This is a genomic window from Streptococcus suis (assembly GCF_046032535.1).
In the GTDB taxonomy this organism is placed as follows: Bacteria; Bacillota; Bacilli; order Lactobacillales; family Streptococcaceae; genus Streptococcus; species Streptococcus suis_AK.
In genome coordinates, this window is the sequence record NZ_JARQPL010000024.1 from 1 (window position 1) to 26851 (window position 26851).

The 26851-nt window shown below is 43.5% G+C and carries 32 protein-coding genes; 2 read left to right on the plus strand and 30 right to left on the minus strand.

Features of this window, described 5'->3' with window-relative positions:
* Positions 1 to 117: 117 nt before the first annotated feature.
* The 21 genes from P7J58_RS07720 to P7J58_RS07820 all read right to left on the minus strand — a co-directional run bounded on the left by P7J58_RS07720 (position 118) and on the right by P7J58_RS07820 (position 16494).
* Positions 118 to 648 (minus strand): ECF transporter S component, encoded by a 531-nt coding sequence (locus P7J58_RS07720; protein WP_105146121.1) that lies wholly within the window; start codon positions 646 to 648, stop codon positions 118 to 120.
* Complete coding sequence (locus tag P7J58_RS07725; protein WP_408556058.1) at positions 645 to 1493, minus strand: pyridoxamine kinase; 849 nt, start codon at positions 1491 to 1493, stop codon at positions 645 to 647. Before P7J58_RS07725 ends, P7J58_RS07720 begins: the two co-directional genes overlap by 4 nt.
* Positions 1494 to 1689: 196 nt before the next feature.
* On the minus strand, positions 1690 to 2379 hold the full coding sequence (locus tag P7J58_RS07730) for a 5'-methylthioadenosine/adenosylhomocysteine nucleosidase (protein WP_015647163.1): 690 nt from the start codon (positions 2377 to 2379) through the stop codon (positions 1690 to 1692).
* Positions 2380 to 2387: 8 nt separating this feature from the next.
* Positions 2388 to 2708 carry a cell wall synthase accessory phosphoprotein MacP gene (gene macP / locus P7J58_RS07735; protein ID WP_024376764.1) on the minus strand — a complete coding sequence of 107 codons (321 nt, stop codon included), beginning with the start codon at positions 2706 to 2708 and terminating at the stop codon, positions 2388 to 2390.
* A 10-nt stretch (positions 2709 to 2718) separates the two neighbouring features.
* Positions 2719 to 3264: an NUDIX hydrolase gene (locus tag P7J58_RS07740; RefSeq protein ID WP_408556059.1), complete on the minus strand. Its 546-nt coding sequence runs from the start codon at positions 3262 to 3264 to the stop codon at positions 2719 to 2721.
* Positions 3265 to 3272: 8 nt separating this feature from the next.
* Complete coding sequence (gene glmU, locus P7J58_RS07745) at positions 3273 to 4655, minus strand: bifunctional UDP-N-acetylglucosamine diphosphorylase/glucosamine-1-phosphate N-acetyltransferase GlmU (RefSeq protein WP_408556060.1); 1383 nt, start codon at positions 4653 to 4655, stop codon at positions 3273 to 3275.
* A 223-nt stretch (positions 4656 to 4878) separates the two neighbouring features.
* Positions 4879 to 5193 (minus strand): hypothetical protein, encoded by a 315-nt coding sequence (locus P7J58_RS07750; RefSeq protein ID WP_408556061.1) that lies wholly within the window; start codon positions 5191 to 5193, stop codon positions 4879 to 4881.
* A gap of 65 nt (positions 5194 to 5258) precedes the next feature.
* Entirely contained in the window at positions 5259 to 5732 is a 474-nt protein-coding gene (locus P7J58_RS07755; RefSeq protein WP_408556062.1) for an ASCH domain-containing protein, read from the minus strand.
* Positions 5729 to 6280, minus strand: coding sequence for a GNAT family N-acetyltransferase (locus P7J58_RS07760; protein WP_408556063.1), 552 nt, complete (start codon positions 6278 to 6280; stop codon positions 5729 to 5731). The genes P7J58_RS07755 and P7J58_RS07760 overlap by 4 nt, the downstream gene beginning before the upstream one ends.
* An 11-nt stretch (positions 6281 to 6291) precedes the next feature.
* Entirely contained in the window at positions 6292 to 6990 is a 699-nt protein-coding gene (locus P7J58_RS07765) for a 3-oxoacyl-ACP reductase (RefSeq protein ID WP_408556064.1), read from the minus strand.
* Positions 6983 to 7219: a DUF2829 domain-containing protein gene (locus P7J58_RS07770; protein ID WP_004194840.1), complete on the minus strand. Its 237-nt coding sequence runs from the start codon at positions 7217 to 7219 to the stop codon at positions 6983 to 6985. The genes P7J58_RS07765 and P7J58_RS07770 overlap by 8 nt, the downstream gene beginning before the upstream one ends.
* Positions 7220 to 7302: 83 nt before the next feature.
* Complete coding sequence (locus tag P7J58_RS07775; RefSeq protein ID WP_408556065.1) at positions 7303 to 8127, minus strand: hypothetical protein; 825 nt, start codon at positions 8125 to 8127, stop codon at positions 7303 to 7305.
* Between the two features lies 1 nt (position 8128).
* Complete coding sequence (locus P7J58_RS07780) at positions 8129 to 8923, minus strand: hypothetical protein (protein WP_408556066.1); 795 nt, start codon at positions 8921 to 8923, stop codon at positions 8129 to 8131.
* 1 nt (position 8924) lies between these two features.
* Complete coding sequence (locus tag P7J58_RS07785) at positions 8925 to 9242, minus strand: PadR family transcriptional regulator (protein WP_408556067.1); 318 nt, start codon at positions 9240 to 9242, stop codon at positions 8925 to 8927.
* Positions 9239 to 9403 carry a hypothetical protein gene (locus P7J58_RS07790; protein WP_408556068.1) on the minus strand — a complete coding sequence of 55 codons (165 nt, stop codon included), beginning with the start codon at positions 9401 to 9403 and terminating at the stop codon, positions 9239 to 9241. Before P7J58_RS07790 ends, P7J58_RS07785 begins: the two co-directional genes overlap by 4 nt.
* A 739-nt stretch (positions 9404 to 10142) precedes the next feature.
* Entirely contained in the window at positions 10143 to 10484 is a 342-nt protein-coding gene (locus tag P7J58_RS07795; protein ID WP_024391727.1) for a P-II family nitrogen regulator, read from the minus strand.
* A gap of 14 nt (positions 10485 to 10498) precedes the next feature.
* A complete protein-coding gene (locus P7J58_RS07800) occupies positions 10499 to 11734 on the minus strand; it encodes an ammonium transporter (protein ID WP_024391728.1) in 1236 nt (411 codons plus the stop codon).
* Between the two features lie 234 nt (positions 11735 to 11968).
* The gene (locus P7J58_RS07805) at positions 11969 to 13981 is read right to left on the minus strand and encodes an ABC transporter permease (RefSeq protein WP_408556069.1); all 2013 of its coding nucleotides are present in this window, start codon (positions 13979 to 13981) and stop codon (positions 11969 to 11971) included.
* A 1-nt stretch (position 13982) separates the two neighbouring features.
* The gene (locus tag P7J58_RS07810) at positions 13983 to 14741 is read right to left on the minus strand and encodes an ABC transporter ATP-binding protein (RefSeq protein ID WP_408556070.1); all 759 of its coding nucleotides are present in this window, start codon (positions 14739 to 14741) and stop codon (positions 13983 to 13985) included.
* A gap of 96 nt (positions 14742 to 14837) precedes the next feature.
* Positions 14838 to 15818 (minus strand): sensor histidine kinase, encoded by a 981-nt coding sequence (locus P7J58_RS07815; RefSeq protein ID WP_408572574.1) that lies wholly within the window; start codon positions 15816 to 15818, stop codon positions 14838 to 14840.
* The gene (locus P7J58_RS07820) at positions 15811 to 16494 is read right to left on the minus strand and encodes a response regulator transcription factor (RefSeq protein WP_408572575.1); all 684 of its coding nucleotides are present in this window, start codon (positions 16492 to 16494) and stop codon (positions 15811 to 15813) included. The genes P7J58_RS07815 and P7J58_RS07820 overlap by 8 nt, the downstream gene beginning before the upstream one ends.
* 137 nt (positions 16495 to 16631) lie before the next feature.
* Between P7J58_RS07820 and P7J58_RS07825 the strand changes: the two genes are divergently transcribed.
* Complete coding sequence (locus P7J58_RS07825; RefSeq protein WP_408572576.1) at positions 16632 to 17813, plus strand: DUF2974 domain-containing protein; 1182 nt, start codon at positions 16632 to 16634, stop codon at positions 17811 to 17813.
* Between the two features lie 14 nt (positions 17814 to 17827).
* Here P7J58_RS07825 and P7J58_RS07830 read toward each other — a convergent pair whose 3' ends face one another.
* The 5 genes from P7J58_RS07830 to hprK all read right to left on the minus strand — a co-directional run bounded on the left by P7J58_RS07830 (position 17828) and on the right by hprK (position 21766).
* The gene (locus tag P7J58_RS07830; RefSeq protein WP_408572577.1) at positions 17828 to 18952 is read right to left on the minus strand and encodes an aminotransferase; all 1125 of its coding nucleotides are present in this window, start codon (positions 18950 to 18952) and stop codon (positions 17828 to 17830) included.
* A gap of 159 nt (positions 18953 to 19111) precedes the next feature.
* Positions 19112 to 19648, minus strand: a complete 537-nt coding sequence (locus P7J58_RS07835) for a YtxH domain-containing protein (RefSeq protein WP_408556075.1) — start codon at positions 19646 to 19648, stop codon at positions 19112 to 19114.
* A complete protein-coding gene (locus P7J58_RS07840; protein WP_024376744.1) occupies positions 19632 to 20042 on the minus strand; it encodes a DUF948 domain-containing protein in 411 nt (136 codons plus the stop codon). Before P7J58_RS07840 ends, P7J58_RS07835 begins: the two co-directional genes overlap by 17 nt.
* Before the next feature lie 13 nt (positions 20043 to 20055).
* Positions 20056 to 20832, minus strand: coding sequence for a prolipoprotein diacylglyceryl transferase (gene lgt / locus P7J58_RS07845; protein WP_248039137.1), 777 nt, complete (start codon positions 20830 to 20832; stop codon positions 20056 to 20058).
* A gap of 1 nt (position 20833) precedes the next feature.
* On the minus strand, positions 20834 to 21766 hold the full coding sequence (hprK, locus tag P7J58_RS07850; protein WP_024376742.1) for an HPr(Ser) kinase/phosphatase: 933 nt from the start codon (positions 21764 to 21766) through the stop codon (positions 20834 to 20836).
* 217 nt (positions 21767 to 21983) lie between these two features.
* On the opposite strand from hprK, the gene manA reads away from it, so the two are divergent.
* The gene (manA, locus tag P7J58_RS07855) at positions 21984 to 22925 is read left to right on the plus strand and encodes a mannose-6-phosphate isomerase, class I (RefSeq protein WP_408556076.1); all 942 of its coding nucleotides are present in this window, start codon (positions 21984 to 21986) and stop codon (positions 22923 to 22925) included.
* A 199-nt stretch (positions 22926 to 23124) separates the two neighbouring features.
* Here the strand turns inward: manA and P7J58_RS07860 are convergent, their stop codons facing one another.
* From P7J58_RS07860 to P7J58_RS07875, 4 genes are all read right to left on the minus strand, one after another.
* Positions 23125 to 23397, minus strand: a complete 273-nt coding sequence (locus tag P7J58_RS07860; RefSeq protein WP_002936774.1) for a PspC domain-containing protein — start codon at positions 23395 to 23397, stop codon at positions 23125 to 23127.
* Positions 23387 to 24148: a hypothetical protein gene (locus P7J58_RS07865; protein WP_408556077.1), complete on the minus strand. Its 762-nt coding sequence runs from the start codon at positions 24146 to 24148 to the stop codon at positions 23387 to 23389. The genes P7J58_RS07860 and P7J58_RS07865 overlap by 11 nt, the downstream gene beginning before the upstream one ends.
* Before the next feature lie 69 nt (positions 24149 to 24217).
* A complete protein-coding gene (locus P7J58_RS07870; RefSeq protein WP_408556078.1) occupies positions 24218 to 24652 on the minus strand; it encodes a SprT family protein in 435 nt (144 codons plus the stop codon).
* Positions 24639 to 26795 carry a Tex family protein gene (locus tag P7J58_RS07875; RefSeq protein WP_408556079.1) on the minus strand — a complete coding sequence of 719 codons (2157 nt, stop codon included), beginning with the start codon at positions 26793 to 26795 and terminating at the stop codon, positions 24639 to 24641. Before P7J58_RS07875 ends, P7J58_RS07870 begins: the two co-directional genes overlap by 14 nt.
* Positions 26796 to 26851 lie beyond the last annotated feature (56 nt).

Genomic DNA, 26851 nt, shown 5'->3' on the forward strand with positions numbered 1-26851 from the left:
TACAAAAACTATTCCCGTTTGGTCATCAATTGCTCGGACGGGAATAGTTTTAAATGCTTAACTTAATGACATTGGGCTTTTTGTCCAGCCTCTTTTTTGCATTTTCAAATTTCTCAATTACTTTCTACCGTATAACCTTTTACATACCTGATAAAGAATAGGTACAGCAATGATGGTCGTAATTGCAGTGCCATAGGTTCCTAAAATCCGACCCAAAGCAGCTAAAAATGATGCCGATGGCGTTAGTCCACCGACTAAACTACCCGTCAATGTGTACTTCAACAGGTTCAAGATAATTTTTGTAATTGCCGCAACAATTCCAACCAAAATAATATTGGTTAAGCGATCATTTTCCTTGAGGAATTTCTCGTAAAACAAATGCAAAATGAAGCAGACGATGAGTGATTCTAGAATGGTAATCCAAGCAACGGAAGCATATCCCGACAGTAAATCGAAGATGCCTAGACCGAGTGAGGCTGCCAGCGCCCCTTTTTTGGCACCAAAGATCAATACTCCTACTACCACCAGAGCATTGCCTAAATGGACAAATTGACTCCCAAAAGGAATACGAATAAAGAAGACAACCACACAAATAAGGGCTGCAAATAGGCTAATTTCTGTTAATTGACGCAATTGACTCTGTTTCATAATTTCTCCTTTAATGTTTGAAATGCTTGCTGTAATTCTGCTAAAAATGGTTCGAAGTAAATCCCAAATTTCAAGTCTCTATCCAAAGCAAGGGTACGCTCTAAACTCTTGTCGATAAAATCTAAAGCTAGAGGGATAGCTTGATGGAGATTGATTTGTTGGATGGTTGCTACTGCCAACAAGGTAGATAGAATGTCACCTGTTCCAAAGAAATTTGCTGGATATTTTTTAGACATATAGGTAGTTATTTCCCCTGTTTCCTGCTGAAAATAGGCTACACCTATTTGGCTATCATCAAAGGAAATCCCTGTCAGTACAATATCTGCGGATACCTGCTCTGCTAAAGCTTCCAGTAAGTCCTCAATAGCCGCCCTATCGTAGCAAGCTCCCAAATATTCCCTCCCTGTCAAAAAAGCTGCCTCTGTTACATTGGGGAGAATGAGCTTGGCCGACTGGATCAACTCTTTCATGGCTTCTACATAGGTAGATGTGAAACCTGAATACAACTTGCCTCCATCCCCCATGACCGGATCAACAATCAATGGTGTCTCTGTTTGTTTCGCATACATAGCCAATTGACTTAGTTGCTGAGGATTTCTACAGTAGCCAGACAAGATACCTGCCAATTCCAAATTCAAGTTCTTCCACTGTTCAAAATAGGCTCGATTCAAGTCAGTCATATCTTCAACGACAACATCTGGAAAACCACCCGTATGAGAAGAAAGTAGTACCGTTGGTAAAAGAATCGTTTCTACCTGACAGGCTGCTGCAATTGGGATGCTAGTGGCTAGGGCAACCTTACCCACACCAGGCAAATCATTTGCAAGCAATAATCGCTGAACCATAACAACCTCCTAAATTATTTTTCTTAAACAAAATTGTAAAGTATTTTCACGAGCTTTTCAATAACTCTTATCAGAAATTGTATGGGGACAGATGGCTGAAACCTTATAATAGCGGGCTCAAATTACTGCATAAGAAAAACAGTAACAACTTTTTGCTACTGTTATCCTATTTCAATGTATTGTTGTCAAAATCTGCTTAATTTTTCTCCAGAAAGGCAATCAGGGTCTGGGCAGAACGTTCTCCTGCTTGAATGATAAATTCATCAAAGGTGATATTGGCATCTCCCTGAGCTGTGTCACTCATGGCACGGATAACCAAGAATGGCTTACCTGTATTGACAGCCGCTTGGGCGATGGCCGCTCCCTCCATCTCCACAGCCAGAACTTCTGGAAAATGAGTTTTGATCGTAGCAATTCTCTCCTGACCTGCGATAAAACTGTCACCTGTCACAATCAGACCCACATGGCTAATCATTTCCTGCTCTGCTAAAACGGTTCTTAGCTGTTCTAACAAGACTTGGTCTGCTGGATAATACAATTCCTGCCCTGCCATTTGCCCGTAAGCATAGCCAAAAGCCGTCACATCCACATCGTGGTAAGCCAATTGATTCGCTACAACCACATCACCGATGGCAATACCTTCGGCAACTGCTCCTGCCGAGCCAGTATTAACAATGACATCAACTGAAAAACGATCTGCCAAAACAGCCACGGACATAGCTGACATAACCTTACCGATACCTGACTGAACAAGAACGACTTCATGTTGACCGATTCGTCCCTGATAGTAAGTTCGACCCAAGACATCGATTTCAGTTGCATCTTGTAGATGCTCGACCAAAATCTTTAATTCCTGAGGCATGGCTGCGATAATTCCAAATTTCATCTCTTCTCCTAAATAAATAATACTGCAATGATAAACATTATCAGTAAGATGATGACCCAAAAAAGGATTTTGTTTACCTTACTGCGGAAAGCTTCTCGCTTGATGGTTTCGATACGGCGACTTTTTACTACAGTAGGTTTGACCGGGATTCGGATTGTTTGTCCCTCTTCATATCCCTGATAATCTTCTTCTAGATATGGATCGAATAGAGCATCATCCATTGATATATCCTGGTTTGGACGATAGTGTCCAAACTGGCTAGATTGGTCGGAATACTGTTTCTTTTTCGCTTTCTCTAAAATTTCATCCGTCAACAAGGGCTTGCCCATTGCTAGTTTCCTACTTTCTCATGAGTTGTAAATATTGGACAGCCATGATGGTCTTTGCATCACAAATATCGCCAGTAGCCACCAAGTTCAAAGCCTCTTCCAAGGTTACCTCATGTAATTCGATAACCTCATCTTCATCCATTGGACGAGGATTTTCAACCTTGATAAGGTTATCTGCTAAATAAAGGCGAATTCGTTCATTACAAAAACCGATGGCTGAATAGAAATCTGCCAACAAGGTCAGTTTGTCACTAGTATAGCCTGTTTCTTCTTCTAATTCACGCAAAGCAGCATCTTCAAGCGTATCTTCTTCGCCCAGCTCCAATTTCCCCGCCGGAATTTCATAAATAGTACGTTCAATAGTCTTGCGGTATTGTTTGACTAAAATCATTTTACCTTCTGGAGTGACGGCTAAAACGCAAACTGCTCCCTTGTGAAAAATCAGTTCGCGCTTACCAGTTCCACCATTTGGCAGGGCAACATCATCTACTACTACATCAAAAATGTGCCCTTTAAAAATTTCTGTCCGCTCAATGGTTTTTTCTTCAAAATTCATACGATTACCTATTTTTGACTTGGATGGAACGGAAAACGAGTCGCATAACCTTCTTTGTTTTCTTGACGACCACGACCAATACCGATGGCATCCTCTGGAATATCTTTTGTAATAACAGAACCTGCAGCCAACAAGGCATTGTCCCCAATAATTACTGGTGCGATAATGGTTGAGTTAGAGCCAACAAAGGCATTATCTCCAACGGTTGTTTTAAATTTATTTTTACCGTCGTAATTGACAGTGATGGTACCAGCACCAACGTTAACATTATTGCCAATCGTTGCATTTCCTAGGTAGGTCAAATGACCAGACTTCGTTCCTTGACCAAGTGTAGAGGCCTTGATTTCCACAAAGTTTCCAACGTGAACATCTTTTTTCAAGAGACTGCCTGGACGAATATGGGCGTATGGTCCTACCGTCACACCTTCTTCAATGACAGATTCTTCAATGTCTGAGTTGCTGATAACGACATCTGCTGCAATTTTCGCATCGCGTACACGAGTACCATTGGTTAAAACAGTACGTTCACCAATCACCGTTTGCCCTTTCAAGACAACATTAGCTTCGATAATAGCTTCTGCTCCGATTTCTACATCGATGTCGATATAGGTTGCATCTGGGTTGATAAATGTCACACCATTGACCATGTGTTTTTCATTGATTCGTTTGCGCATAACAGCTTCTGCAGTCGCAAGAGCGACGCGATCATTGACACCCAAACTTTCATCAAAATCACGCAATACATAGGCCCCAACCTTCTCGCCTGCCTGACGAAAAATCGAAATAACATCTGTCAGATAGTACTCACCTTGGGCATTGTCCGTATTAATATCTTTAAGCGCTTCAAAAAGACGTTTATTATCAAACAAGTAGGTTCCTGTATTGATTTCTTTCACTTGTTTTTCAAAATCGTTGGCATCTTTTTGCTCTACAATCTTCAAAACTTCCCCATCAGCATTGCGAATAATCCGACCATATCCGAATGGGTTATCAGCCTGAGCTGTCAAGATAGTCGCAACATTCTTGTGGCTGACATGGAAGTTAATAAGGTTCTTCAAGCTTTCTCCTGTAATCAGCGGTGTATCCCCTGCGATAACAAGGGTCTGACCTTCCAAACCTGCAAGAGCTGGCTCAGCCATCATAACGGCGTGGCCTGTCCCCAGCTGTTCAGATTGAAGGGCAAACTCTGACTGACCTTCTAAAACTTCCTGTACCAATTCTGCCTTGTGTCCCACAATGGTCACAGTTTTCGCAGGTTCCATAGCATCAACCGCACGTTTCACATGTTCCAACATGGAAATCCCTGCCACTTTGTGTAAGACCTTTGGCAAGTCAGACTTCATGCGAGTTCCCTTACCCGCCGCTAGGATAATTGCATAGTTATTGCTCATAATAAATCTCTTTTCATTTGTATATGACCCTATTATAGCAAATTTTGATGTTTTTGGAAAATAGCAGAGCTCCAACTGTCTGGGAACAGTTGGAGGTTGGAAATGAAGCGAACCCGTTCGTAACATTAAGGATTGGGGAAATTTGGAAGTCGGAAATGGCTCGAACATAATTCGCTTCAGGCGTAACAAACTATTTAGATATAAAAAAAGGAGCCTGAGCTCCTTAGATTGTTAAATGGAGGCCTCGTTGACCATCTTCTCTTGCTTTCTCTGTCAAGGCTTTAAACTCTTCCCAAACAGGGCGTTCTTGGTCTGTAAAACGGAGATTGGTGCCAGGCAAGCTAGCATTAGAAATGGTCTGCACAAAGCCTGACAAACTGGTCTCAAGTGCCAATCCTTCCTTACTTGCCACATCTTCCTTGGCCACAAGCAAGGCTGACTGCAATTTCTCTGTCAGTTTTTTGCCGATTGTTTCCTCTTTTCCAGCAAGAATAGAAGAAAGCTGGTCCAATAAATTGATGACACGTTCCTTATTCATAGGAACCTCCTTGTTTAATTTTATATTATTATAATATAAACAACTTAAAATAAACAAGCAAGGACCTAATTTTTAGGGTAAACCAATTCAAATTCTTCACAGACGACCAGCATATCTTCTGAGAAGGACATACCTGCTTCTGCCAGCCAAATAGTGAAAAGCTCTTCATGGACCTGTCGCCAGTGAGCCAAACTTTTCTCTTTTACGACGGACAATTCACCTTCCTGACGGAACTCGCCTTCTTTATAGGCATGGTCCGCTGTCACTTGGCAAAAGGGCGTCACATAGACCTTGGTGGTCTGGATAATGCAGACAGCCTGACCTTGACCGTCCAGAATGATGTCATAGCCGCCAGCTGTAGGGATTTCTTCTCCCTCTACTTCGTAAAGGGCATGAGCAGAGCTGGTCGAGGTTTTGATGCCTCTAGCCACCAATTCAGCCAGTCGATCAGCTTCCGCCCCAAAGGCCCAGGCCTCTGGCTCAGGACCTGCTTGGGAATTGATGGCAAGAAATTCTTGCCAGAGTTGTGTTGGGGTCATGGTTTTTCCTTTCTAGAATACCATTCTCCTCTCGTCAACAGGCTCACTCGTTCGGTACGAACTTCATCAATGAGTGGGAAATGCACATCTTTCAAGAGGTATTGGTAAACAAAGCCCAGCTTTTCTTGTACACGTAGGGACTTGCTATTTTCTACAAATGCACAACACCAAATCTTGTCTAAACTCAACTGGACAAATCCGTAATCCAGTAAAACTTGACTAGCTTCTGGAATGAGGCTTTGTCCCCAAAATCCCTGGCCAAGCCAGTAGCCCAGTTCTGCTTCTGAATCTGGCAAATCAAGCCCGCTCTGCTTGCCAATCATGAGGCCAATACTGCCAATGACCTGACTTGTTTCTTTGAGGACAAGGGCATAGGTTTCTGGTTGACTGAGGACTGTCTTGATAATTTCTCGACTTACTTCCAGACTTTGATGAACTGGCCAACCTGCTGCGGGTCCCACATCTGGATGACTGGCCTGAGAAAATAAGTCAGCTGCGTCTGACTCGCTCCAAGGACGGAGCAAAAGGCGATTAGATTCAAGAATCATAACATTCCTCCCTACTTTAAACTCCAGCCGCCGTCAATGGTGATAATTTGACCCTGCATGGAAGCGAGTTTGCCAGTAGCCAGCATATAGGTCAGCTCTGCTATTTCGCTAGGCTGGGTCCAACGGCCGATAGGGGTCTGGTCTGCCACCCAATCGGCTAATCCCCCTGGCTCAAAATCTTTCTGGGTCATGCCTGTCTGGACGGCACCAGGAGCGATGCCGAAGACCTGTACCTTGTCCTTGGCATAGTCCAGTGCCAACTGCTTGGTAAAACCTGCCAAAGCGTGCTTGGAGGCGGTGTAGGCAGAGCCTCCACCACCTGCTAGACTGGAGGCAATGGAGCACATATTGATAATAATACCTGACTGCCTGTTCACCATTTGCTGCAGATAAGGGCGGGTTAGTCTTGTCACCGCAAAAAAATTCACCGCGAAGACCTGAGCTAATTCATCCTCCTCAATATCAAGGTGGGGGCGGTAATCGTCTAGAATGCCTGCGGTGTTACAGAGGACATCAACTGTCTGGCACCATGAAAAGACTGGGTTTAAATCGCCAGCCAGGTCCAGCTGTAGAAAGTGGAAATCGCCTGCCAAATCAGGCTTGCCGGCCTGATCAATCCCGTGGACACGCCAGCCATTTTCCAAAAAAATCTCCGCCTGCGCTAGTCCAATGCCGCTGGAAACGCCGGTGATGAGGGCTGTCTTAGTCATGGACTTCCACCCAGTCGGTCGCAAGGACATCGCAAGGGGTCGGGCTCCACATGGAGAAACCTTCGCCCTCGCCTGTCACGTTGATGAGGAAATAAGGCGTCGCCTCCAGCTTTTGCCCGTGGACCTCTATGGTGTCAAAGAGCTGGACGTAGTTCTCCGCTCCGCCCCAGCCTGTGCGAACGTACTTTTTCTTGGCCTTCAAGCCTGGTAAAATCTCTTCAAATGTCATGGTTTACTCCTTTGTTGTCTTTCTATCTTTCAACCATTATACCAAAAAATCAGACCACTCTAAAGAGTTGTCTAATCGTATTTCTACCCCACATTCTCCTTTTTCAATAGGAAAAATGTGCCTGCAAGCGTTGAGAAAAAGGCAAGAACCATAAAGAGCAGAGGTAGCCAACCTGTCCAGTCCTGCGGTCCATAGCCAACCTGGCTAGCCAGCAGCTGACTAAAGCCGCTGAGCACCGTTAGGACATAGGCTGGGATTAAGGTATCTACAATTGCTGACTTACTGCGATAGTAGAAGAGACCAGCTGCGATTCCTAGAATCACCAAAAGACTGGCCCACAAGGGCAGGGGAATCCCCTCATAAAACTGCCGACTAATCCAAAAACGCAAGACAACTAACACCACAAAGCTAAGCCCCCAAGTCCCCATCAGCAGATAGGACTTGATTTTTGACCGTTCATAGACTAGGTTCTTTAGGATGAAAAAAGCAGAGCTGGGTAGAATGAGTGCCAGAAGCAAATCGCACAGCAAGCCCCGCCATTCTAGAACCATTTCACCAGTCACTCCAAACAAACCTAAGAAAAACCAACTAATATAGACAAGGGAAATCAATCCTGTTAACCGCAGACCATAGTACCAGCGAATGGGCGGCAGGTCAGACAAGAGTTCATCCGCCATTTGCTTGCTGTCTTTGCCTAAAAAATTCTCTGCTGACTGACCGTCTGCCTGGGCATCCAAGACATCTTGGTAGATTGAAAGCAAGAGTTCGGTCGCCTTTTCCTCCTGCTCATGAAAGGCTGATGCCAACATCAAGTAAGCATGGAGCTTACGCATATAGGCCTTGTTTTCCTTGGTCAACTTCCCCTGTAAGCTGCTAATAGCATTCAAATGTTCCTGTTGCTTGTTCATCTTACTTCTCCTTTCTCACCAACAAAACCGCAGTTCCAATCCAAAAGGCCATAGCTGGAAGAATGACCAACATCAGATTGAGCCAAACTGGAACGGTCATGACCATATTTACCACACCGCCAACAATCATGAAGAGATAGGTCGGTAAAAAGACATAGCGGACTAATTTTTCCTTTTGGAAAAATAGCAGAGCGAGACCGAGCAAGGTGAGTGGTACTAGAAGCCCCCAGCCAGTCAAGACTAGGTCAGGTTCCTTGGGCATTGCCCAGAGACGAAGTCCACAAATCACGAGAAAAAGAAGGGGAATACAGAGAAAACTTGCCCAAACCTTGATTTTGCTGGTCTGGTAAATCAAACCGCGAATAATGAGGAAAATCCCAGCGGGGAGGAGGAGGCTAAGTAGCGTGTCGCAGATCAAGTCCAGCCAGTTGAGTGAAATGGTTCCTGTCCCTGCAAAATCCATGAGCCATTGGCTACCGAGGTAAATGATGAGCATGAGGCCACTCAGGTTTGCGACTTCCCTGAAACCAATCGGAGGGAGGTAGCTGAGTAGGTCGTCCGCCATCTGCTTGCTATCTTTACCCAGAAAATCCTCCGCCGAAAGCCCGTCTTTTTGGGCTTCAAGAACATCTTGGTAAATGGATAAGAGCTGGGCAGTCACTGCTTCTTCCTGCCTGTGAAAGACAGACGCAATCATCATATAGCCATTGATACGGCCCATATACTCCTTGTTTTCCTTGGTCAATTGGCTTTCAATCACTTCAATCTGCTTGCGGTATTCCATTTGTTTGCTCATCCTACTCTCCTTTCAATCGCTGAACCTTTTGGACCAGCTCAGCCCACTGAGACCAAAAATCTTCTAAATAAGCCTTTCCCTGGTCTGTCAGATAAAAATACTTTCTATCTGGCCCGTCTGGCGAGGGCTTATTCTGACTAAAAATCAGGTCATTTTTTTCTAGCTTCTGAAGGAGGGGATAGACTGTCCCTCCGACCATGTTTTCAAAGCCCTGATTTCTCAATTCCTGAACCAGCTCATAACCATAAATCTCCTTCTGGCTGATTATTTGCAATACACAGCCATCCAGGACCCCCTTGAGCATCTGGGTTTCTTTCATAAGCCCTCCTCTTCCTCTGCAAAAAATCCAAACAGCAAGCCTGATGCTAACATGATACCTAAGATCAAGATAGAATCCAAGGCCCAGCCTGTTATAATGGCCGTCACAAGCGTGATGGCTACCACTTCCCAGTTTTCACGTTTCTTCTTGTCCAATTTCATGTTATACTCCGATCTAGTTTGTAATGCCTACTAGTCTGATAAAAATAAAAGTGATTTTATTTGTCTTTTATCACTAGTTTGTTTTACCTATTAGCTTTGTACCTATAGTATAACACAAGGTGACTAGTATGTAAAACAAAATAGTGGAAAAATATTCAAAAAAAAAAACATCACTTCTACAAGTTTGCGTTAACATCTCAGCACAGTGATAGATTGCTCCAACAATCTGGGAGATTGTTGGAGGTGGGAAATTAATACTCAATGAAAATCAAAATCAGACTAGCTCCAAAGGTTTGGGGAACCTTTGGAGGTTGGAAATAGAGCGAACGTAGTTCGTTTCTACTTAGCAGATAGAACCCTGTTACTATTTTATTTCAAGGTAACAGGCTGAAAGGCTCCACTGGAGCCTTTCACTCATCAAATCAAGTCAACAACGTCTGATTTTGATTTTCGAAGAGTATAAACAAACGCTATTTGTGTACAAACAGTCTGGGGAGAGACTGTTGAAGGGGGAAGATAAAAAGTTGCGGTAGAAACCTATCTTAGAACCTGTGAAAAAAGAACTTGGGTTGCCCCAAGTTCTTCATATCTATTTCTAAGAACCAATATTCACCAATGACAAACTTTTAGATAAGAAAGCAATCTACACTGGTCTTTGAGAGAACACTAACTGTATTTTGAAAAGAACTAGTGTTGAAAAGCTTACTTAAATGAAAGTGCTGAGCAGTGAATCCAAGTTCTAAATTGCATCACGACCACGTTCCCCTGTACGGATGCGAACAACATCATCGATTGGCTGAATAAATATTTTACCATCACCGACTTCCCCTGTTCGGACTACAGTAGTGATGACATCAACAACTTCTTCGACTGCGGCATCTTCAACTACAATCTCTGCTTTTACCTTAGCAAGCATGGTTGGAGTCACCTTTTGGCCACGAACGAATTCCGCAAAGCCTTTTTGATTACCAAAACCCAGAACTTGTGAAATCGTCATTCCCTTAGCAACTCCTGCACTAGTTATGGCAACCTTAAGATCTTCTAATTTTTCTGTACGAATAATTGCTTCTATTTTTTTCATCAAAAACACCTCTCTTATGAATCTAAGCCCATAAATGTTGGATAAGCTGTCTCACCATGTTCTGTATCATCCAAACCAATTGCTTCTTCTCTATCTGAAACGCGGAGTGGCATGAAGAATGAGATTCCCTTGATGAGAACAAATGTCATGCCTGCAGACCAAACAATTGTAAAGACAATCGCTGCGATGGTTACCAAGAACAGGCGTGGATTCCCATAAATCAAGCCAATATTTTCAGGGTCGAGAGCCAATTCAGGAGTAGTAAACAGTCCTGTTACGATACCGCCAAAAATACCACCGACACCATGACAGCCAAAAGCATCTAAGGCATCATCGTAACCAAGTTTATGTTTCACAATCGCAATTGCATAGAAACAAACTGGACTAACCAATAATCCGATAATCACTGCACTCCACGTTGATACAAAACCAGCCCCGGGCGTAATAGCAACCAATCCAGCTACTAATCCTGTTGAAGCACCGACAAGTGATGGTTTTCCATTCTTTATATATTCTAACAAAATCCATGAGAACATGGCCGCTGCAGCTGACAAATGTGTCGTTACCAAGGCATGAACAGCCAAACCATCGGCTGCTAAGGCAGAACCTGCGTTAAAACCAAACCAACCGAACCAAAGTAAGCCTGCCCCCAATAGGACAAATGGTACATTATGTGGACGGTATTCAAGACGATTAAAGTCTCTGCGCTTGCCAACTACCAAAGCCAAAACCAAGCCACTTACCCCTGATGTAATATGGACAACATCACCACCAGCAAAGTCAATTGTACCCCACTGAGCAAGTAACCCTTCATCCCAAACCATATGGGCAAATGGATAGTAAACTAAAAGAAGCCAACCAATTATGAAGATTAAGAGAGGTTTAAATCGCATCCGTCCCGCAACAGAACCGGTTAAAATACCAACAGTAATGATAGAAAACATCATCTGAAAAACTGCGAAAAGTGAATCCGGAATCGTCAAGCCCCTTGTACTCTCTGAGTCACTGACGCCTTGGAAAAACGCATGTCCAAGATCACCAATAAGATTTCCATCACCTGAAAATGATAGAGAGTAACCAACAGCGAACCACATCACCGTTGCAAGGGCTAGCGAGACAACAGACATCATCATCGTTGAGATGACATTTTTCCGTCTCTCGAGACCACCATAGAAGAAAGCAAGGGCTGGCGTCATTAAAAATACCAAACCTGTACAAATCACTATAAAGGCAATACTTGATCCTTCAATTTTCATAAGCACATCTCCTTTTCTATCCTATAATTGTTAGCACTTATCTTACTGTCTTCATTTTTTATCAAGGGCAAGAACGATGACACTAAGCAACTATAGAATGAACTTTTTTGTTATGCTACATACAATATCACTATCCTCTTAATCTGTAAATATTAAATTGACTGAAAATTCTAAAAATGTTCCACGTTATGTTAGAAATATCAAAAAACTTGGGAAAACCCCAAGTTTTTAGGAAACAATTTGTTTATAAGTTCGTGTTGTTATTGCAAAAACCATCAAGTAGAGCAAGAAATAGACCACACAAATTCCTATCGTTACGTGTAACATTAATTCCATATTTACAACACCGATTGAGACAAGGATGGCGGATAACATCTTATAGGCAAAACCAAGATGAACTATAGCCAGGAAGATTGGAAGGAAAAATACCATCAACAACTGCTTACGGATGGACTGTCTTGCTTGATTCTCATCCAGACCAACCTTGGTCATAATGACGAAGCGTTCTCTGTCTTCATAGCCTTCTGAAATCTGTTTGAAGTAGATCACCAGCACCACCGCCATCAAAAAGATGAGCGAAAGTAAGAGGCCGATGAAGAAAAGTGAACCTGCAAAACTGAAGAAACTACGCATCGCATAGGCACGGTAGGAGAGACCAATCGAGTTGGTCCCGTCTGGCAACATGCTTGAACTCCATAGTTCGCTTTCAAAGCTATTCGATAAGAAGACCTCCTGGCTATCTACCTGCTCTTCTTCTGATAGACTGCTTTCAAAGCCCATATAATAGTGATCCTCAGCTTGATTTTCAAATATCGTCAAATCTTGAACCACAACGATTAAGTATTGTCTGACATTGAAAGACACATGGTCAGGCAGATGCCCCAAGGTCACATTCTTAGGCAAGACTTGAGCAACTTCCATCTCCTTTTCATCAATGGTAAGGGTTTGACCTTTTTGATATTGAACTCCCTTGTTATAAATAGCTATTTGATGTTGAGCTAGTTGGAGTTTTTCTCCCGTCATCTTTTCATAAGTGATTAGGTCAATAATATAACCCACACCCACTTGGTCAGTGAAAGCCAAATCTGAAGCTTCTGCTTTATTCAAAAATTCTACTTGTTTATCCGTAACATTAGAGAAATAAGCCTGCTGGTAATGATAACTAACTTGGTTTTCTACTGGAATCCCTGCTTTTTCCAAGATAGCATCCGCCCACTCTTCCCACTTCTCAACTTGATTTTTTAAAGTGGTTGGCTGCATTCCAACATCAATAGAATAATCATTTGGATTCTGATTGGTGACGTAGTCCTTACCACCGATGTAAATATTGAGTCCTCCAACCATGGTCACCAAGAACATGCTAGAGAGGATGGTAATGGTCGCAAGGCCTAGAGCATTTTTCCGCATACGGAAAATCAAGTTGGATACAGAAATAAAATTCTCAGGCTTGTAATAATAGGTCTGACGGTGTTTTAGCCAGTTTAAGAGACTGATAACACCTGCTTGGAAAAGCAAATAAGTCCCAAGGATAACCAGTAAGGTTGCACCAAAGAAGCTCGGAACCGCCTGAAAGGGATTGGTCACCAGCTGGGCAATGGCATAGCCTGCCCCCAATAGGATAAGGGCTAAGAGGGTTTGTAGCCAGAGGAAGCCTGTTTTTTTATCCCCACGTTTCTTGCCCTGAACTAGTTTGAGCGAGTCGGTCAAGCCCAGTTTCCCAATATTAAAGAGACTGACCAAGGCGAAAATCCCAAAGAGATATATAAGTACAGTGACCAGACTCTTCAACTGGAAGGTTGAAGCCAGAACTACAGGCATTTGCATGACCTTGAGCAAGAGGGCGTAGAAGAGTTTATCTAGAGCCAAGCCCAGCAACAAGCCTGTCAAAATACTACTGGCTGCGAAGACCAGATTTTCTAGAAAAGTCATCAAGAGAAGGTGTTTTTTCTCCAAGCCTAGGATACTATAGACACCAAACTCTTTTGACCGCTGCTTCATGACAAAACTATTGGCATAGAAGACCATGATGGCAACTGCCAACATGACTACAATCATACCGAAGCCCAAAACCATGGTTACCCCATTGGCTCCCTTGACCTGACCTAAATCAGGATGAAAGGCCAAAGAAGTAAAAATATAGGCAATGGCTGTGGACAAGATGGTCATTAAGGCATAGGGAAAATAGAGCCTGCGGTTCTTTTTGAGATTGGTTAAGCCCAATCGAACGGTTAGTCCAAACATATTACTCACCTCGATTCGCCATGACTGTCAAGGTATCTGAAATCAGTTGATACATTTCCTGACTAGTTCGTTCACCACGGTAGATTTGATTGTAGAGAATACCGTCCTTGATAAAAAGGACCCGTTTGGCACGACTGGCTGCAGCTGTCGAGTGAGTCACCATCAGAATGGTCTGCCCCTGCTGGTTAATCTGCTCAAAAACATCCAATAAGGTTGCAGATGATTTGGAATCGAGGGCCCCAGTCGGCTCATCTGCCAAAAGGATTTCTGGCTGGGTGATGATGGCACGCGCCACCGCAACCCGTTGCTGCTGACCGCCTGAAATCTCGTAGGGCATCTTGTCTTGTAAGGTCGCAATTCCTAGACTATTCAGTGTATGAACCAGTCGCTTGTTCATCTCATCAATCGGATAGCGGGACAAAACCAGAGGCAAGAGCACATTGTCCTTGACCGAGAGGGTATCTAAGAGGTTGAAATCTTGGAAGACAAATCCCAATTTCTCCCGACGAAAGGCTGCCGCTTCCCTGCTCTTAATCGTGTCTGTATTGACACCATTGAGCAGAACCTTGCCCTGCGTTGGCTTATCAAGGGTTGCCAAAATATTGAGCAAGGTGGATTTTCCAGAACCAGATTCCCCCATGATCGCCACATACTCACCCTCTTCAACGGCAAAGTGAATATCCTTCAAGGCCTCAACCTGGCCCGCCTTAAAGCGAGAACTATAAATTTTTTGAACGTGTTGCACATCTAAGAGCGTCATCTTACTGCCTCCTTTTCTTTTTCTACCCCCATTCTAGCCCATTCTCCGACAAGCTACCATAGCCCTAGCTTTCATTTGCGTGACAATTTTGTAAGATTAGTCAAAAATCAGCTCCACTTCTTTGATGCCGATTCGCACTTCTGTTCCCTGACCCACTTTGGAACTTAGTTTGAGGGAATAGCCCAGCTCCGCAGCGATTTTCCGGGAGAGATAAAGTCCCAGACCCGAAGACTGCTGGGTTCTGCGGCCATTGAAACCTGAAAAACCACGCTCAAAAACCCGCTCCAAGTCACTCTCTGCAATCCCTATCCCTGTATCACGAATGACCAACTCATCGCCGTCCAGAGCAATCGAAATGGTTCCCCCCTGACAATATTTGAGGGCATTGGATAAAATTTGCTCAATCAAGAGACCCAGCCAGCGTTTGTCGGTCTTTACTGTCCTATCCAGCGGTCCCAAGTCCAAGCTGGTACTGGCCTGAATAAAAAAGAGGGAATATTTCTTGACCAGACTTCTGACCAGCTCTTCCAAATTAACGGATTCGATAACCAAATCATCATGAAAGGACTGTAAACGGAGATAGTTCAAGACCAAGCCTGTGTATTGCTCAATCTTGAACAATTCCGATTCTAATTGATGACGAACTGGACTACTATCTACTTCCTTAACCAAGAGCTGACTGGCTGCAATAGGTGTTTTCATCTGGTGGGCCCAGAGGGTATAGTAATCATCTAATTCTGTCTGTTCCTGACGCTGTTTTTCAATCAAGAGCTTGTTTTGGACTTCTAGTCGCTCCACTTTTTCCTGCAACAAACGTTCACTGGCTGTCCCAGTAGTCACTTTCTGACCACGCCAGATTTTTCCAAAGCGGGAAAATTCCCTGAAAAAATCCCAGAGGAGGGCGAGGAGCCAGCAGATAGTGAGCAGGGTGAGGGCGTAGAAAACCAGATTTCTTTGGATGTCAAAGAGGCCACTATAAGCCAAAATGGTCGTGGCAAAAAGACAGTAGCTGACCAGAAATAGCCAACGATGACGGAGCCAAGAAGTTAGAAAATCAGGCAACATTTCCTTATTCATGTGTCCACACCAGGCCGTAGCCTACTCCTTTCTTGGTCATAATCAAGTTAGGCAAGCGCAACTCTGCCAACTTTTTACGCAGGCGAGCAATGTTTACCGACAGGGTATTGTCATCCACAAAAATATCACTGTTCCAGAGTTCTCTCATCAGCTCCTCACGGCTGACCACTTCCTTGCCATGTTCAAAAAGCACCCGTAAAATCTGAAATTCATTTCGGGTCAATTCTTCTACATCCTGACCATAGGACACCTGCATGGTCTTCAAGTCCAAGGACACTTCTTCAAACCAGAGCAAACTTTGTTCGCCGACAAAGTCATAGGTTCTTCTGAGAAGCCCCTGTATTTTAGCCAGGAGAACCGTCATTTCAAAGGGCTTGGTCACATAGTCATCCGCCCCCATATTGATCGCCATAACAATATCCATTGGCTGGTCATGGGAAGACAAAAACATAATGGGCACACGGGATGTCTTGCGAATTTCCTGACACCAGTAATAGCCGTTAAAAAAAGGTAGCCCAATATCCAGTAAAATCAAATGGGGCTGAAAATCTCTTATCTGGTCCAAAACCGTCTGAAAATCCTTGACCTCTTGAACCTGATAGCCCCAGTTAATCAGGTTTTTGGCAACTAGTTGGCTAATGGTCCGATCATCCTCAACAAGAAGTATTTTCTGCATCGCTCTCTCCTTTTTCATATATACTATATATTATAGCCTAAAATTCAGGAAAAAAGGGGGATTATTCTAAATCTCCAACCAAGATTTGTCATTCCTCACATATTTCGCTATACTAGAAGAAAAAGGAAAGGATTACCATGCCAAATTTATTAAATTACATAGAAGACAGTCAATACGACAGTTTTTACGACCTGCCCCTGAACAAACTGGACATTTTGGCCCTGACTGAGCTTTCCTACCTGCCTTTCGACAAGCTTGTCCCCACCTCCTTTACCGAAAATGGCATCCGACTGGATCATTTGGCTGAGCATTTTGAGGTAACTTATCAGAATGACTTCCCTCCCTTTTCTATGGTGACCAAAAACCGCCTAGCCTTATTTGCCCTTCTAGCCAAATCCATACGCTTCAAGTCTATCAAGGCATTTGGCTTCGTTGACGATTATCAGTTGGACCAAGAGCAACAATTCGCCGCCATTAGCTACCGCTTGGACAGACAGACTGTCCTAACTTGTTTTAGGGGAACAGATGACACTATCATCGGTTGGAAGGAAGACTTCCAAATGACCTATATGGATGAAATTCCTGCCCAGCGTTCTGCAAGTGATTATTTGGAAAAAATAATGTCTAATCCAAAGGAGAACTTCTATATCGCAGGGCATTCCAAAGGTGGTAATTTAGCCCTTTATTCCGCAAGTAAGCAGTCCTCAGATTTACAAGAGCGGATTGTGGCTGTCTATCCCTTTGACGCGCCAGGGCTCCATAAAAAGCATTTAGAATCTCCTGGTTACCAAGCCATTCAAAATCGGATTTTCCCCCTCATTCCACAAAATTCCATCGTGGGTATGATGTTGGAAACACCTGAAAATGCCCAAATTGTTCAGAGCAACACCATCGGTCTTCTCCAACACATCACATTTTCTTGGGAAATTGAAGGAACTGATTTCAAGTCAGCCCCTGCCCTAACTAGCGACAGCCTTCAAACCGACCAGACTTTAAAAGCTTGGACTGCAAGCCTAACGGATGAAGAATTGAAAGATTTCTTTGACCTCTTTTTCGGGATTTTCATCCAAGCAGGTATTGAACGATTTAGCGACATCACAGTAAATCCCCTACAGAAATTGCAGGAAATGGACCGATTGAGAAAAGGATTATCTCCTCAAGAGGCGGACATGATGGACAAACTCATTCGACAACTCTTTGACACCCGCTACCAAATTTGGAGGGACAATATTAGCACTTCCATTCCAAGCCCTGAAATCTCTCTACCAGATTGGCGGAAATTGTTCCAAAGAAACACACCTGAAAACAAGGAAAACTAGCTCAACCACCTGAGCTAGTTTTCTTTATCAAATCTTCTTAAAAATTGGGATAGTTTTTCTAATCCTTTGATTAATGTTTCTTGTTCACAGGCAAAACCTAGACGGACATAGCCGTCACGTTCAAACCGATTGCCAGGAACTAGGAGAACACCATATTCCTCCAGAAGCTGCAAGCAAAAATCTTCCATGGGCATATCCACTGCAATCTTGACAAAGCTAGTCGAAACAACCGCTGGACGAATATAGGAAACGAGGGGTTCATTCTCAATCCATTGGTCCAAAATTGCTAGATTTCCTTCTAAAATACGCCGATTTCTCTTCAAAATCTCTTTGCGAGATGCCAGAGCAAGTTGGGCCACCATGTCATCAAAGACACCTGCACAAATCATAGTGTAATCCCGATAATCTCTCAGAATATCGGTTACTTCAAGATTAGCAGCCACCCAGCCGACACGAATACCTGGCAGAGAATAGGTCTTAGAAAGACTGTTGACTGCAATACCCTTGTCATTGACTTCAATGATTGATGGAATATCCAAGTCGGAGAAGGAACGATAGACTTCATCCGATAGAATGTAAGCCCCAACTTCACTAGCAATTTCCGCCAATTCTTCCAAATAAGCCCTATCCATGACAGCGCCAGTTGGATTATTGGCATTGTTGATGCAAATCATCTTAGTGTTAGGACGAATGAGCTGACGCAGTTTTTCCAAGTCTGGCAACCAGCCATGCTCTTCCTCAATCTGCCACAAATCCACTTCCGCTCCTAAGGACTTTGGAATATCGTAGAGTTGTTGGTAGGTTGGGTAGAGAGAAATGACATGGTCCCCTGGCTCAATCAAGCTATAGAGAACCAGTAAGTTGGCCCCTGTTGCCCCGTTGGTCTGGAGAATTTGTTCTGGCTTGACGCCTGTATAGAGTTGACTAACTGATTTTTTAAATGCTGGCGAACCTTCTATCCAGCCATAGTTGAGCTTGGTGCCTTGTAATTTCTTATAAAAATCCTCAGGATTGGTGCCCGACAAGGCAAACAATTCCTCCAAAGTCAATGAAGAAATAGACACCCCTGCTATATCATAAATCGCGCTATTTTCATGGACATTCAGCCATTCCTCAACGCCAAAACGTGGTAATTTCATAAAACTTCCTACTTTTATTTATTCTGCCCTTATTGTACCATATTCTCGCAAAATCGTATAAATATACAAAGTACCTTCAATATTAAAAAAGAGAGGATCAATAAATCCTCTCTAAGTGTAGTCAACATCAATCCATTACAGTTGATAACGAGCCATTTTTTATCCTACAATCGTTTCTGAAGCAGTTTCGCTTGCTACTTCTGAAACAGTCTCTGATACCACTTCAGTTTGAACATCTTCGATATCAATTTCAATATCTTCAGACACAACTACAGCATCCTCAATATCTTCTTCTGTTAAATCTACTGTCGGAGCTTTTGCAGTTTTTGCCTTGATAGCTTCCAAAATGTCAGCCGTTGACAAGTTTTGTTCCGCAATTTTTTCCTTGATTTGCTCAAAGGTTTCCAAGGATTTTTCCTTACCAGACTTGACCAAATCTTCTACTGTCAATTCACCAGTTTCAAGTTGAGTTTTTACTTCGGTAAATCGTTCAGTCGCTTGTTTGCCTAAATCTTGTGCCTTAGTGACAAAATCAGCATTGATTTCTTCATGGTTTTCTTTATAGTCATTAGCAAAGTTTACAACTTTTTCTTTGACTGTTTTACCAGTTTTACTTGCTAGAAAAGCAGCTGCAGCAGCTCCGCCTGCTGCCCCTAACAAAAGGCTAGTCCATACGCTACTAGATTTTTTTACCATTTTTTTCTCCTTTCTTACCTAAGAGAGATGAGAGAGTTGACAGAGCTGAAAGAGCTCCGCCGGCTTTTACAGTACTTGCTCCAGCAGACTTAGCTTTGACTGTCAAATCACGCGCTGAAGCATTCAAATCAGATACAGAAGTTGACAAGTCAGCTACCGCTACAAAAAGAGGATCAAGGGTCGAAACCTTACCATTGACATCTTCCACCAGAACATTGGTTTTAGCCAAAAGCTCGTTGGTCTGATAGAGAGTCACATTGACATCGCTGGTCAAGACCTTAAGCGTTTGCTGGGCTTCATCTGTCACCGTACCCAATTTTTTCAACAACAAAACAATATATACTGCCACCGCCGCGATCGACAAGGCAATAATCAAGACAGAAATTTCAATAATCATATCTTCTCCTTTAGGGTTGATAGAATGGAATAGAAGACTTTCTTCTCCGCAAAACAACCATGACAATACCAACGAGGATTAACACCCCAGATAGCCATTGTGAAACACGTATTCCCAAGAACATGAGGCTGTCCGTCCGCAAGCCTTCTATCAAAAGGCGACCACAACCATACCAGACTAGGTAGAAAGCTGCAATTTCTCCCTGTTTAAGGAATTTTGGCCGTCTACGTAACACACAAACCAAGCCAAAGCCTAGCAAATTCCAGAGAGACTCAAACAAGAAGGTTGGTTGACGGTAGGCACCATCAATATACATCTGGTCTCGGATAAAGGCTGGCAGGTAGTTCAAACTTTCTACTGCTTTACCATAGGCCTCTTGGTTAAAGAAATTTCCCCAACGACCTATTGCCTGAGCAATCATGACCGATGGCGCTACAATATCCAAAAAATCCAGGGTATTAATAAAGCGATACTGGGTAAAGAAATAAAGGACGATTGCACCTGTAATCAAACCACCATAGATGGCAATACCACCGTTCCAGATAGCAAAGATAGATAAAATGTTATCCTTATATTCACTCCATGAAAAGGCGACGTAGTAAATCCGTGCCCCTATAATAGAAAGCGGAAATGCGATTAGGATAAAATCTAAAATATCATCCTGACGAATTTTCTTTCGCGGACCCTCTTTTGTCGCCAGATAAACACCTAGAATCAGACCAAGCAAAATGCAGATTGCATACCAACGAATTTCTAAGGGCCCTAATTTAATTGCAATAGGATCCATATTAAGCCTCTTCTCTATTGTGTTCAATTAAATTAGACAAGCGTTCTTCGAAGATCTTCGTTGCATCAAACCCCATCTGTTTGGCACGGTAGTTCATGGCTGCTGCTTCAATTACGACAGAAATATTTCGACCGGTTTTTACAGGAATACGTATTTGTGGAATAGCAATTCCTGCTATTTCGATAGTATCGCCTGAATTTCCCAAACGGTCAAATACCTTACCTGTTTCAAAATTTTCAAGATAGACAGCTAATTGCACTTCTGATGAATCTTTCACGGCACTAGCACCGTATAGACTCATGATATCGATAATGCCGACTCCTCGAATCTCTAATAAGTGGCGCAGAATTTCCGCAGGTTCACCCCAGAGAGTAACATCGTCTTTTGCATAGACATCAACACGGTCGTCAGCCACCAATCGGTGTCCTCGTTTAACCAACTCAAGACCAGTCTCACTCTTACCGATACCAGAATCACCCTGGATAAGCACACCCATTCCGTAAATGTCCATCAAGACACCGTGTACACTCGTCCGCTGAGCCAGGCGACTATCCAAGTAAGAAGACAATTCTCCCGATAGACGACTGGTTGCTGTCTTGCTTCGGCAGATAGCAATTTGTTTTTCTTTTGCAGCCTTGTACATCTCCTCAGGGATTTCCAAGCCACGTGCCACTATGACAACAGGGGTTTCTGGCTGGAACATCTGAGAAAGAACCTGATAGCGGTTATGGGCAGTCATGGCCATCAAATAAGACCACTCCTTCATCCCCATCAACTGGATGCGCTCTGGAGCATAGTAATCAAAATAGCCAGTCATTTCCAATCCTGGTCGGGTAATATCTGCCGTCGTAATTTGCTTTTGCAGGAGCTCTTCCGTACTGTAAGCACATTCAATCCGCAGATTATCGACCAAATCTTTCACATAAACGGTCATTTCTTCCCTCACTTTCAGTTTTATTATATTATACCATAAGCTAGGGGTTGGTGGAAAAACAAGTGGCTGATTTGGTAAAAAGAATGAGTTTCTTCCTTTTTCTCACAAAATTAGCAAAACTTCCACAGATTAAATGCACTTCTCTTCCATTGCTACATATTTTTGACAAATCTGTTATACTATATATAGATTAATACTTACTATTAAGGAGAACATCATGGAACCATTATTTCTCACACCTGTTATGCACGAAAAAATTTGGGGGGGCAATCGCTTAAGGACCAACTACCACTACGACATTCCTAGTGATAAGACTGGTGAATGCTGGGCTATTTCTGCCCATCCAAATGGCGTAACTACTGTCTCAAACGGTCAATTTAAAGGAAGAGGACTAGATGACCTCTATAAGAATGAAAAACATTTATTTGGCAATCCAACAGATGATGTCTTTCCATTATTAACAAAAATCCTTGATGCAGACGATTGGCTTAGCGTCCAAGTTCATCCCGATGATAGCTATGGCTTGGCTCACGAAGGGGAACTGGGCAAGACAGAATGTTGGTACATTTTGGAAGCCGAAGACGGATCTGAAATCATTTATGGTCACAATGCCCAATCCAAAAAAGAACTCCGTCAGCAAATCGAAGCCGGAGATTGGGACAAGTTGTTAACCCATGTACCCGTCAAAAAGGGTGATTTCTTCTTTGTACCAAGCGGCACCATGCACGCCATCGGTAAAGGAATCCTTATTTTAGAAACCCAACAATCTAGTGATACAACCTACCGTGTCTATGACTTTGACCGCCGTGACGACGCAGGCAACCTCCGTGAACTACACATTGAGAAATCGATTGATGTACTGACCATCGGACCTGTTGCTAACTCAACACCTGCCCACCTCAAAGCGGGCAATCTTGACTCGACACTTCTGGTTGCCAATCCCTTCTTTACCGTATATAAATGGAATATCCAACAAGAAATTAAAATGGAACAGACAGTTCCTTACCTGCTTGTCAGTGTCATTGAAGGGGAAGGTGCCATCCAAGTCGGTGAAACCAGCTACCCACTTCAAAAAGGAAGCCACTTTATCTTACCAGCCAATGTGACAGACTGGACATTTACAGGCCAAATGGACATCATCGCAAGTCACACAAACTAATACTCTTCGAAAATCAAAATTATCCGTTGTCAACTTGCCTTGATGAGTGAAAAGCTCCAGTGGAGGTTTTCAGCCTGTTACCTTGAAATAAGATAGTAACAGAGTTCTATCTTCGACTTCGTTTCCTAGGCTACTTTTGATTTTCATTGAGTATAAGCATACAAAAAAACTTGAGCCTTTAAACTCAAGTTTTTTTGCATTATTCAAACCAAGACTTATTTATCTTTTCCGCTTCTTTTATCTTACGTGGACCTGTTCCATAGCGTTCCGCGTCTCTATCTTCCTTATAAGGTAAAAAATAAGCTGCTGCAATATAGAGAGCAATCAGAAGGAGGAAGGATTTGCCTAAGAGGAGACCTGCAATAAATATCGCGCGTGTTACCCAGGATTCCCAGCCCAATTTATGCGCTATGCCGGCAAGAACCCCAGATACTATCTTCCCCTGCCTTACTTTATACAATTCAATTGACATCTTTTATTCCTTTCATGTAAAAGCCCCCTTGACCTGTTTGTACCTTCAAGAAAAGTAAATCATTGCCAGATTTTTCAAACTGATAGGGACTATTTTTCTTTTTCCGGTTAACCAAGACATGACCAGATTGCGACTCAATCTGCCCCCGAATTCCCTGGCCTTTGCCAGTTTGTAAAGTCAAGGGAGCCTGAGCTAGTTGCACATACAAGTGTTGGGGATAACCACCGCAAGTCGTCAAGCGAATATCCTGTTGTTTTTTATCCCTTGAACTGCGGATAGAAATATCTTCAAATGGTAAGTAATCCAAGCGAGCATCGGCCTGCCCCAACTCCAAGTCCAATACGGACATCCATTCCTGTGGTAAGCTGATTGTCAAATGACAGGCCAAGCCACTGCTAAAATAGAGACATTTTTTTTCTACATAAAGATGAGGAAGTCTATCTTCTGGTGCATCCTGATTGTAACAAATTTCCACACCAAGCTGATTGTTCTTGGATTTTGTAAAGGTCAGCCGCCCTTCAGAAAGTTTTAAAAATAGCGACTCAATCCCTTCAAATGTATAGGCTTGCTTCAACTTAGAAGAGGCAAATACTTTAAAAATTGGCAAGGTAAAATTCAATTTTTCTTTTTCTTCCACGAAAAGAAAGTCAGGTTCTTGGTTCATTTCCTTAAAACAGGCACGCGCCTCTTCCTTGGTCAAGACACCTTTTTCATATAACTCAATTAAGCGTTCTTCTCTCTTTTGCGTCATAGACTCACCTCGATTCTATTCTAGTATATCACAATCCCCACCAAAAAAATCAGCCCGAAGACTGATTCTCTATTCTTTCAAAGTAAGTTTTCCCCTACACTTCCCACATCGGTATTTTTTTAGGTCAATGCGGCGCTTGCGCTGGTAGACTTGTCCACAGGACTGACAGGTATACAGCAGGCTTGGCTTGGTAGCTTGTTCTAGCTTGGGAGCATAGCGCAGGCCGTCCACCGCAACTAACAGTTCCTTGAAATCCCTGTCTCCGTGCCGATAGCCTTTTTTCTCAAAGTAGAGATGGTAATGGCAGAGCTCGTGGCGGACAATCTTCCGAAAGACTTCTAAGCCTTGCTCCTCCAAGTGCTTGGGATTGAAATCCAAGTGACCATCTTTTGGAAAAAAGCGCCCACCTGTTGACCGCAATCGCCTGTTCCAGATTGCTACATGCCGAAATTCCTTACCGAAGTCTTGCAGGGAGACTTCTTGCACATACTTATTCAGATCCATTTGGTTTCAAAAGGCTAAGACCGATACGGTTGCGTTTGATGTCCACTTCAACCACCCAGACAGTAACGATTTCCCCAACAGCGAGGACTTCGCTAGGATGAGGTAAAGCTTGTTGGCGTCCATTCTTATCCCGTTTGCGTTTGACCATGCGTGAAATGTGAACCAAGCCATCTTCATGGACACCGATGTCCACAAAGGCTCCAAAGTCCACAATATTGCGGACTGTACCCTGCAATTCCTGTCCGACTACCAGGTCCTTAACATCCAAGACATCTTGACGAAGAACTGGTGCTTCAAAGTCATCCCGCAAATCACGACCTGGTTTGAGCAAGTCTGCGATGATGTCCTTCAAGGTTTCCTGACCGACACCGATTTTTTCTGCCGTATCTGCGATAGCCACCTGCTTCAATTTTTCCTGCGCAGCCTCATCTAAGTGGTCAATAGCTAGAAGTTCTAACAGGTTTTCCACAGCCTTGTAAGACTCGGGGTGCACGCCAGTATTGTCCAAAAAGTTAGTCGCATCTGGGATGCGCAAGAAACCAGCTGCCTGCTCAAAGGCCTTGTCACCCAGACGAGGCACCTTTTTGAGCTGCTGGCGCGAGGTCAGGGCACCATTTTCCTCGCGGTACTTGACGATATTCTCCGAAATGGTCTTGTTGAGACCAGCCACGTGAGCCAAAAGGGCAGGACTGGCCGTATTGACGTTGACCCCGACTTGGTTGACCACCGTATCAACCACAAAATCCAGACTTTCAGACAGAGATTTCTGGTTGACATCGTGCTGGTACTGGCCGACACCGATCGACTTGGGATCGATTTTGACCAGCTCAGCCAGAGGGTCTTGCAGGCGGCGGGCGATGGAAATGGCAGAGCGTTTTTCGACGGGGAGGTCTGGGAACTCATATCGAGCCAGTTCAGAAGCTGAGTAGACAGAAGCTCCGCTTTCATTGACGATGATGTAAGAAACTTCTGGGAAATCCTTGAGCAAATCAGCGACGAAAGCCTCCGATTCACGGCTGGCCGTTCCATTTCCGATAGCAATGATTTCCACTTGGTATTGCCCAATCAAGTCTGCCAAGTCTTTCTTGGCCTGGGCAATTTGACGCTGTCCAGCCGGCTCAACTGGATAGATGACCTGGGTTGTCAAGAGTTTGCCTGTTTGGTCCACAACCGCCAGCTTAGCCCCTGTTCGAAAGGCAGGGTCAAAACCAAGAACAACCTTGCCTTTGAGGGGAGATACAAGAAGCAGATTTCGTAGGTTTTTAGAGAAGAGCTGGATAGCTCCTTCTTCTGCTTCTTCCGTCAATTCTGTCCGAATCCGACGCTCCATAGCAGGCAAAATTTTCTTCTTGATGGCCTGCTGAATGACATCCTTGATGTAGCTATTGGACTGTGGAAACCGTAGCTCAAAGAAGCGAATCATTTTATCCACATTGTGTTCAAAAGAAACCTTGAGAATGCCTAATTTCTCCCCACGATTGATGGCCAAAGTCTTATAACCCTGCATTTTTGCCACCTTCTCAGAGAAATCATAATAAATCTGAAAGACTTCTTTTTCATCTGCTTCTTGATCTTTTAGCTCTGAAGTAAGGCTTGAATTGGTCTGTACTTCATGGTAGACCCAGGCCCGAAGTTTATTGTCTTCTGAGATAGCTTCGACCAAAATATCCACAGCCCCAGCCAAACAAGCCTGGGCAGTGTCAAAGCCTTCGCAGATAAAACCTGCAGCCTGTTCTTCCAAGTCAGCCACATTCTGCAAAATCAGACGTGCCAGTGGGAAAAGTCCTGCCTCACGCGCCAGCGTTGCCTTGGTCCGACGTTTTTCCTTATAAGGCAGGTAGAGTTCTTCCACATCTGCCAACTTTTCCGCTTCCTCGATAGCCTGACGGAGCTGGTCTGTTAATTTACCTTGTTCTTCAATCTTGGCAAGGACAGTAGCCTTACGGTCAGCAAGAGCAGTCAAGGCCTTATCCCGAACGATGATGGACTTGATGACCACCTCGTCCAAGTTCCCCGTCACATCCTTCCGATAACGAGCAATAAAGGGAATGGTGTTGCCTTCAGCTGTCAAAGCCAAGACCGTATCAATCTGTTTTAAACTAACGCCCAATTCCTGAGCAATTTTCAAATATTTTTCTTCCATAGCTACTATTATAGCATGAAAGCGTTGTAAATTACCACAATAGAAAAAGCATGTGA

Excerpts from the sequence above, each read along its gene's own strand:
- P7J58_RS07785 (WP_408556067.1), bottom strand. The coding sequence starts at position 9,242 with ATGAAAGAAACCCAGATGCTCAAGGGGGTCCTGGATGGCTGTGTATTG.
- P7J58_RS07825 (WP_408572576.1), top strand. The coding sequence starts at position 16,632 with ATGCCAAATTTATTAAATTACATAGAAGACAGTCAATACGACAGTTTT.
- P7J58_RS07760 (WP_408556063.1), bottom strand. The coding sequence starts at position 6,280 with ATGATTCTTGAATCTAATCGCCTTTTGCTCCGTCCTTGGAGCGAGTCA.
- P7J58_RS07750 (WP_408556061.1), bottom strand. The coding sequence starts at position 5,193 with ATGAATAAGGAACGTGTCATCAATTTATTGGACCAGCTTTCTTCTATT.
- macP (WP_024376764.1), bottom strand. The coding sequence starts at position 2,708 with ATGGGCAAGCCCTTGTTGACGGATGAAATTTTAGAGAAAGCGAAAAAG.
- P7J58_RS07805 (WP_408556069.1), bottom strand. The coding sequence starts at position 13,981 with ATGTTTGGACTAACCGTTCGATTGGGCTTAACCAATCTCAAAAAGAAC.
- P7J58_RS07865 (WP_408556077.1), bottom strand. The coding sequence starts at position 24,148 with ATGACGCAAAAGAGAGAAGAACGCTTAATTGAGTTATATGAAAAAGGT.
- P7J58_RS07810 (WP_408556070.1), bottom strand. The coding sequence starts at position 14,741 with ATGACGCTCTTAGATGTGCAACACGTTCAAAAAATTTATAGTTCTCGC.
- P7J58_RS07820 (WP_408572575.1), bottom strand. The coding sequence starts at position 16,494 with ATGCAGAAAATACTTCTTGTTGAGGATGATCGGACCATTAGCCAACTA.
- P7J58_RS07815 (WP_408572574.1), bottom strand. The coding sequence starts at position 15,818 with ATGAATAAGGAAATGTTGCCTGATTTTCTAACTTCTTGGCTCCGTCAT.
- P7J58_RS07870 (WP_408556078.1), bottom strand. The coding sequence starts at position 24,652 with ATGGATCTGAATAAGTATGTGCAAGAAGTCTCCCTGCAAGACTTCGGT.
- P7J58_RS07730 (WP_015647163.1), bottom strand. The coding sequence starts at position 2,379 with ATGAAATTTGGAATTATCGCAGCCATGCCTCAGGAATTAAAGATTTTG.
- manA (WP_408556076.1), top strand. The coding sequence starts at position 21,984 with ATGGAACCATTATTTCTCACACCTGTTATGCACGAAAAAATTTGGGGG.
- P7J58_RS07830 (WP_408572577.1), bottom strand. The coding sequence starts at position 18,952 with ATGAAATTACCACGTTTTGGCGTTGAGGAATGGCTGAATGTCCATGAA.
- P7J58_RS07725 (WP_408556058.1), bottom strand. The coding sequence starts at position 1,493 with ATGGTTCAGCGATTATTGCTTGCAAATGATTTGCCTGGTGTGGGTAAG.
- glmU (WP_408556060.1), bottom strand. The coding sequence starts at position 4,655 with ATGAGCAATAACTATGCAATTATCCTAGCGGCGGGTAAGGGAACTCGC.
- P7J58_RS07720 (WP_105146121.1), bottom strand. The coding sequence starts at position 648 with ATGAAACAGAGTCAATTGCGTCAATTAACAGAAATTAGCCTATTTGCA.
- P7J58_RS07770 (WP_004194840.1), bottom strand. The coding sequence starts at position 7,219 with ATGACATTTGAAGAGATTTTACCAGGCTTGAAGGCCAAGAAAAAGTAC.
- P7J58_RS07775 (WP_408556065.1), bottom strand. The coding sequence starts at position 8,127 with ATGAACAAGCAACAGGAACATTTGAATGCTATTAGCAGCTTACAGGGG.
- P7J58_RS07765 (WP_408556064.1), bottom strand. The coding sequence starts at position 6,990 with ATGACTAAGACAGCCCTCATCACCGGCGTTTCCAGCGGCATTGGACTA.
- P7J58_RS07790 (WP_408556068.1), bottom strand. The coding sequence starts at position 9,403 with ATGAAATTGGACAAGAAGAAACGTGAAAACTGGGAAGTGGTAGCCATC.
- P7J58_RS07780 (WP_408556066.1), bottom strand. The coding sequence starts at position 8,923 with ATGAGCAAACAAATGGAATACCGCAAGCAGATTGAAGTGATTGAAAGC.
- P7J58_RS07755 (WP_408556062.1), bottom strand. The coding sequence starts at position 5,732 with ATGACCCCAACACAACTCTGGCAAGAATTTCTTGCCATCAATTCCCAA.
- P7J58_RS07875 (WP_408556079.1), bottom strand. The coding sequence starts at position 26,795 with ATGGAAGAAAAATATTTGAAAATTGCTCAGGAATTGGGCGTTAGTTTA.
- P7J58_RS07795 (WP_024391727.1), bottom strand. The coding sequence starts at position 10,484 with ATGAAAAAAATAGAAGCAATTATTCGTACAGAAAAATTAGAAGATCTT.
- lgt (WP_248039137.1), bottom strand. The coding sequence starts at position 20,832 with ATGGATCCTATTGCAATTAAATTAGGGCCCTTAGAAATTCGTTGGTAT.
- hprK (WP_024376742.1), bottom strand. The coding sequence starts at position 21,766 with ATGACCGTTTATGTGAAAGATTTGGTCGATAATCTGCGGATTGAATGT.
- P7J58_RS07860 (WP_002936774.1), bottom strand. The coding sequence starts at position 23,397 with ATGTCAATTGAATTGTATAAAGTAAGGCAGGGGAAGATAGTATCTGGG.
- P7J58_RS07835 (WP_408556075.1), bottom strand. The coding sequence starts at position 19,648 with ATGGTAAAAAAATCTAGTAGCGTATGGACTAGCCTTTTGTTAGGGGCA.
- P7J58_RS07740 (WP_408556059.1), bottom strand. The coding sequence starts at position 3,264 with ATGAATTTTGAAGAAAAAACCATTGAGCGGACAGAAATTTTTAAAGGG.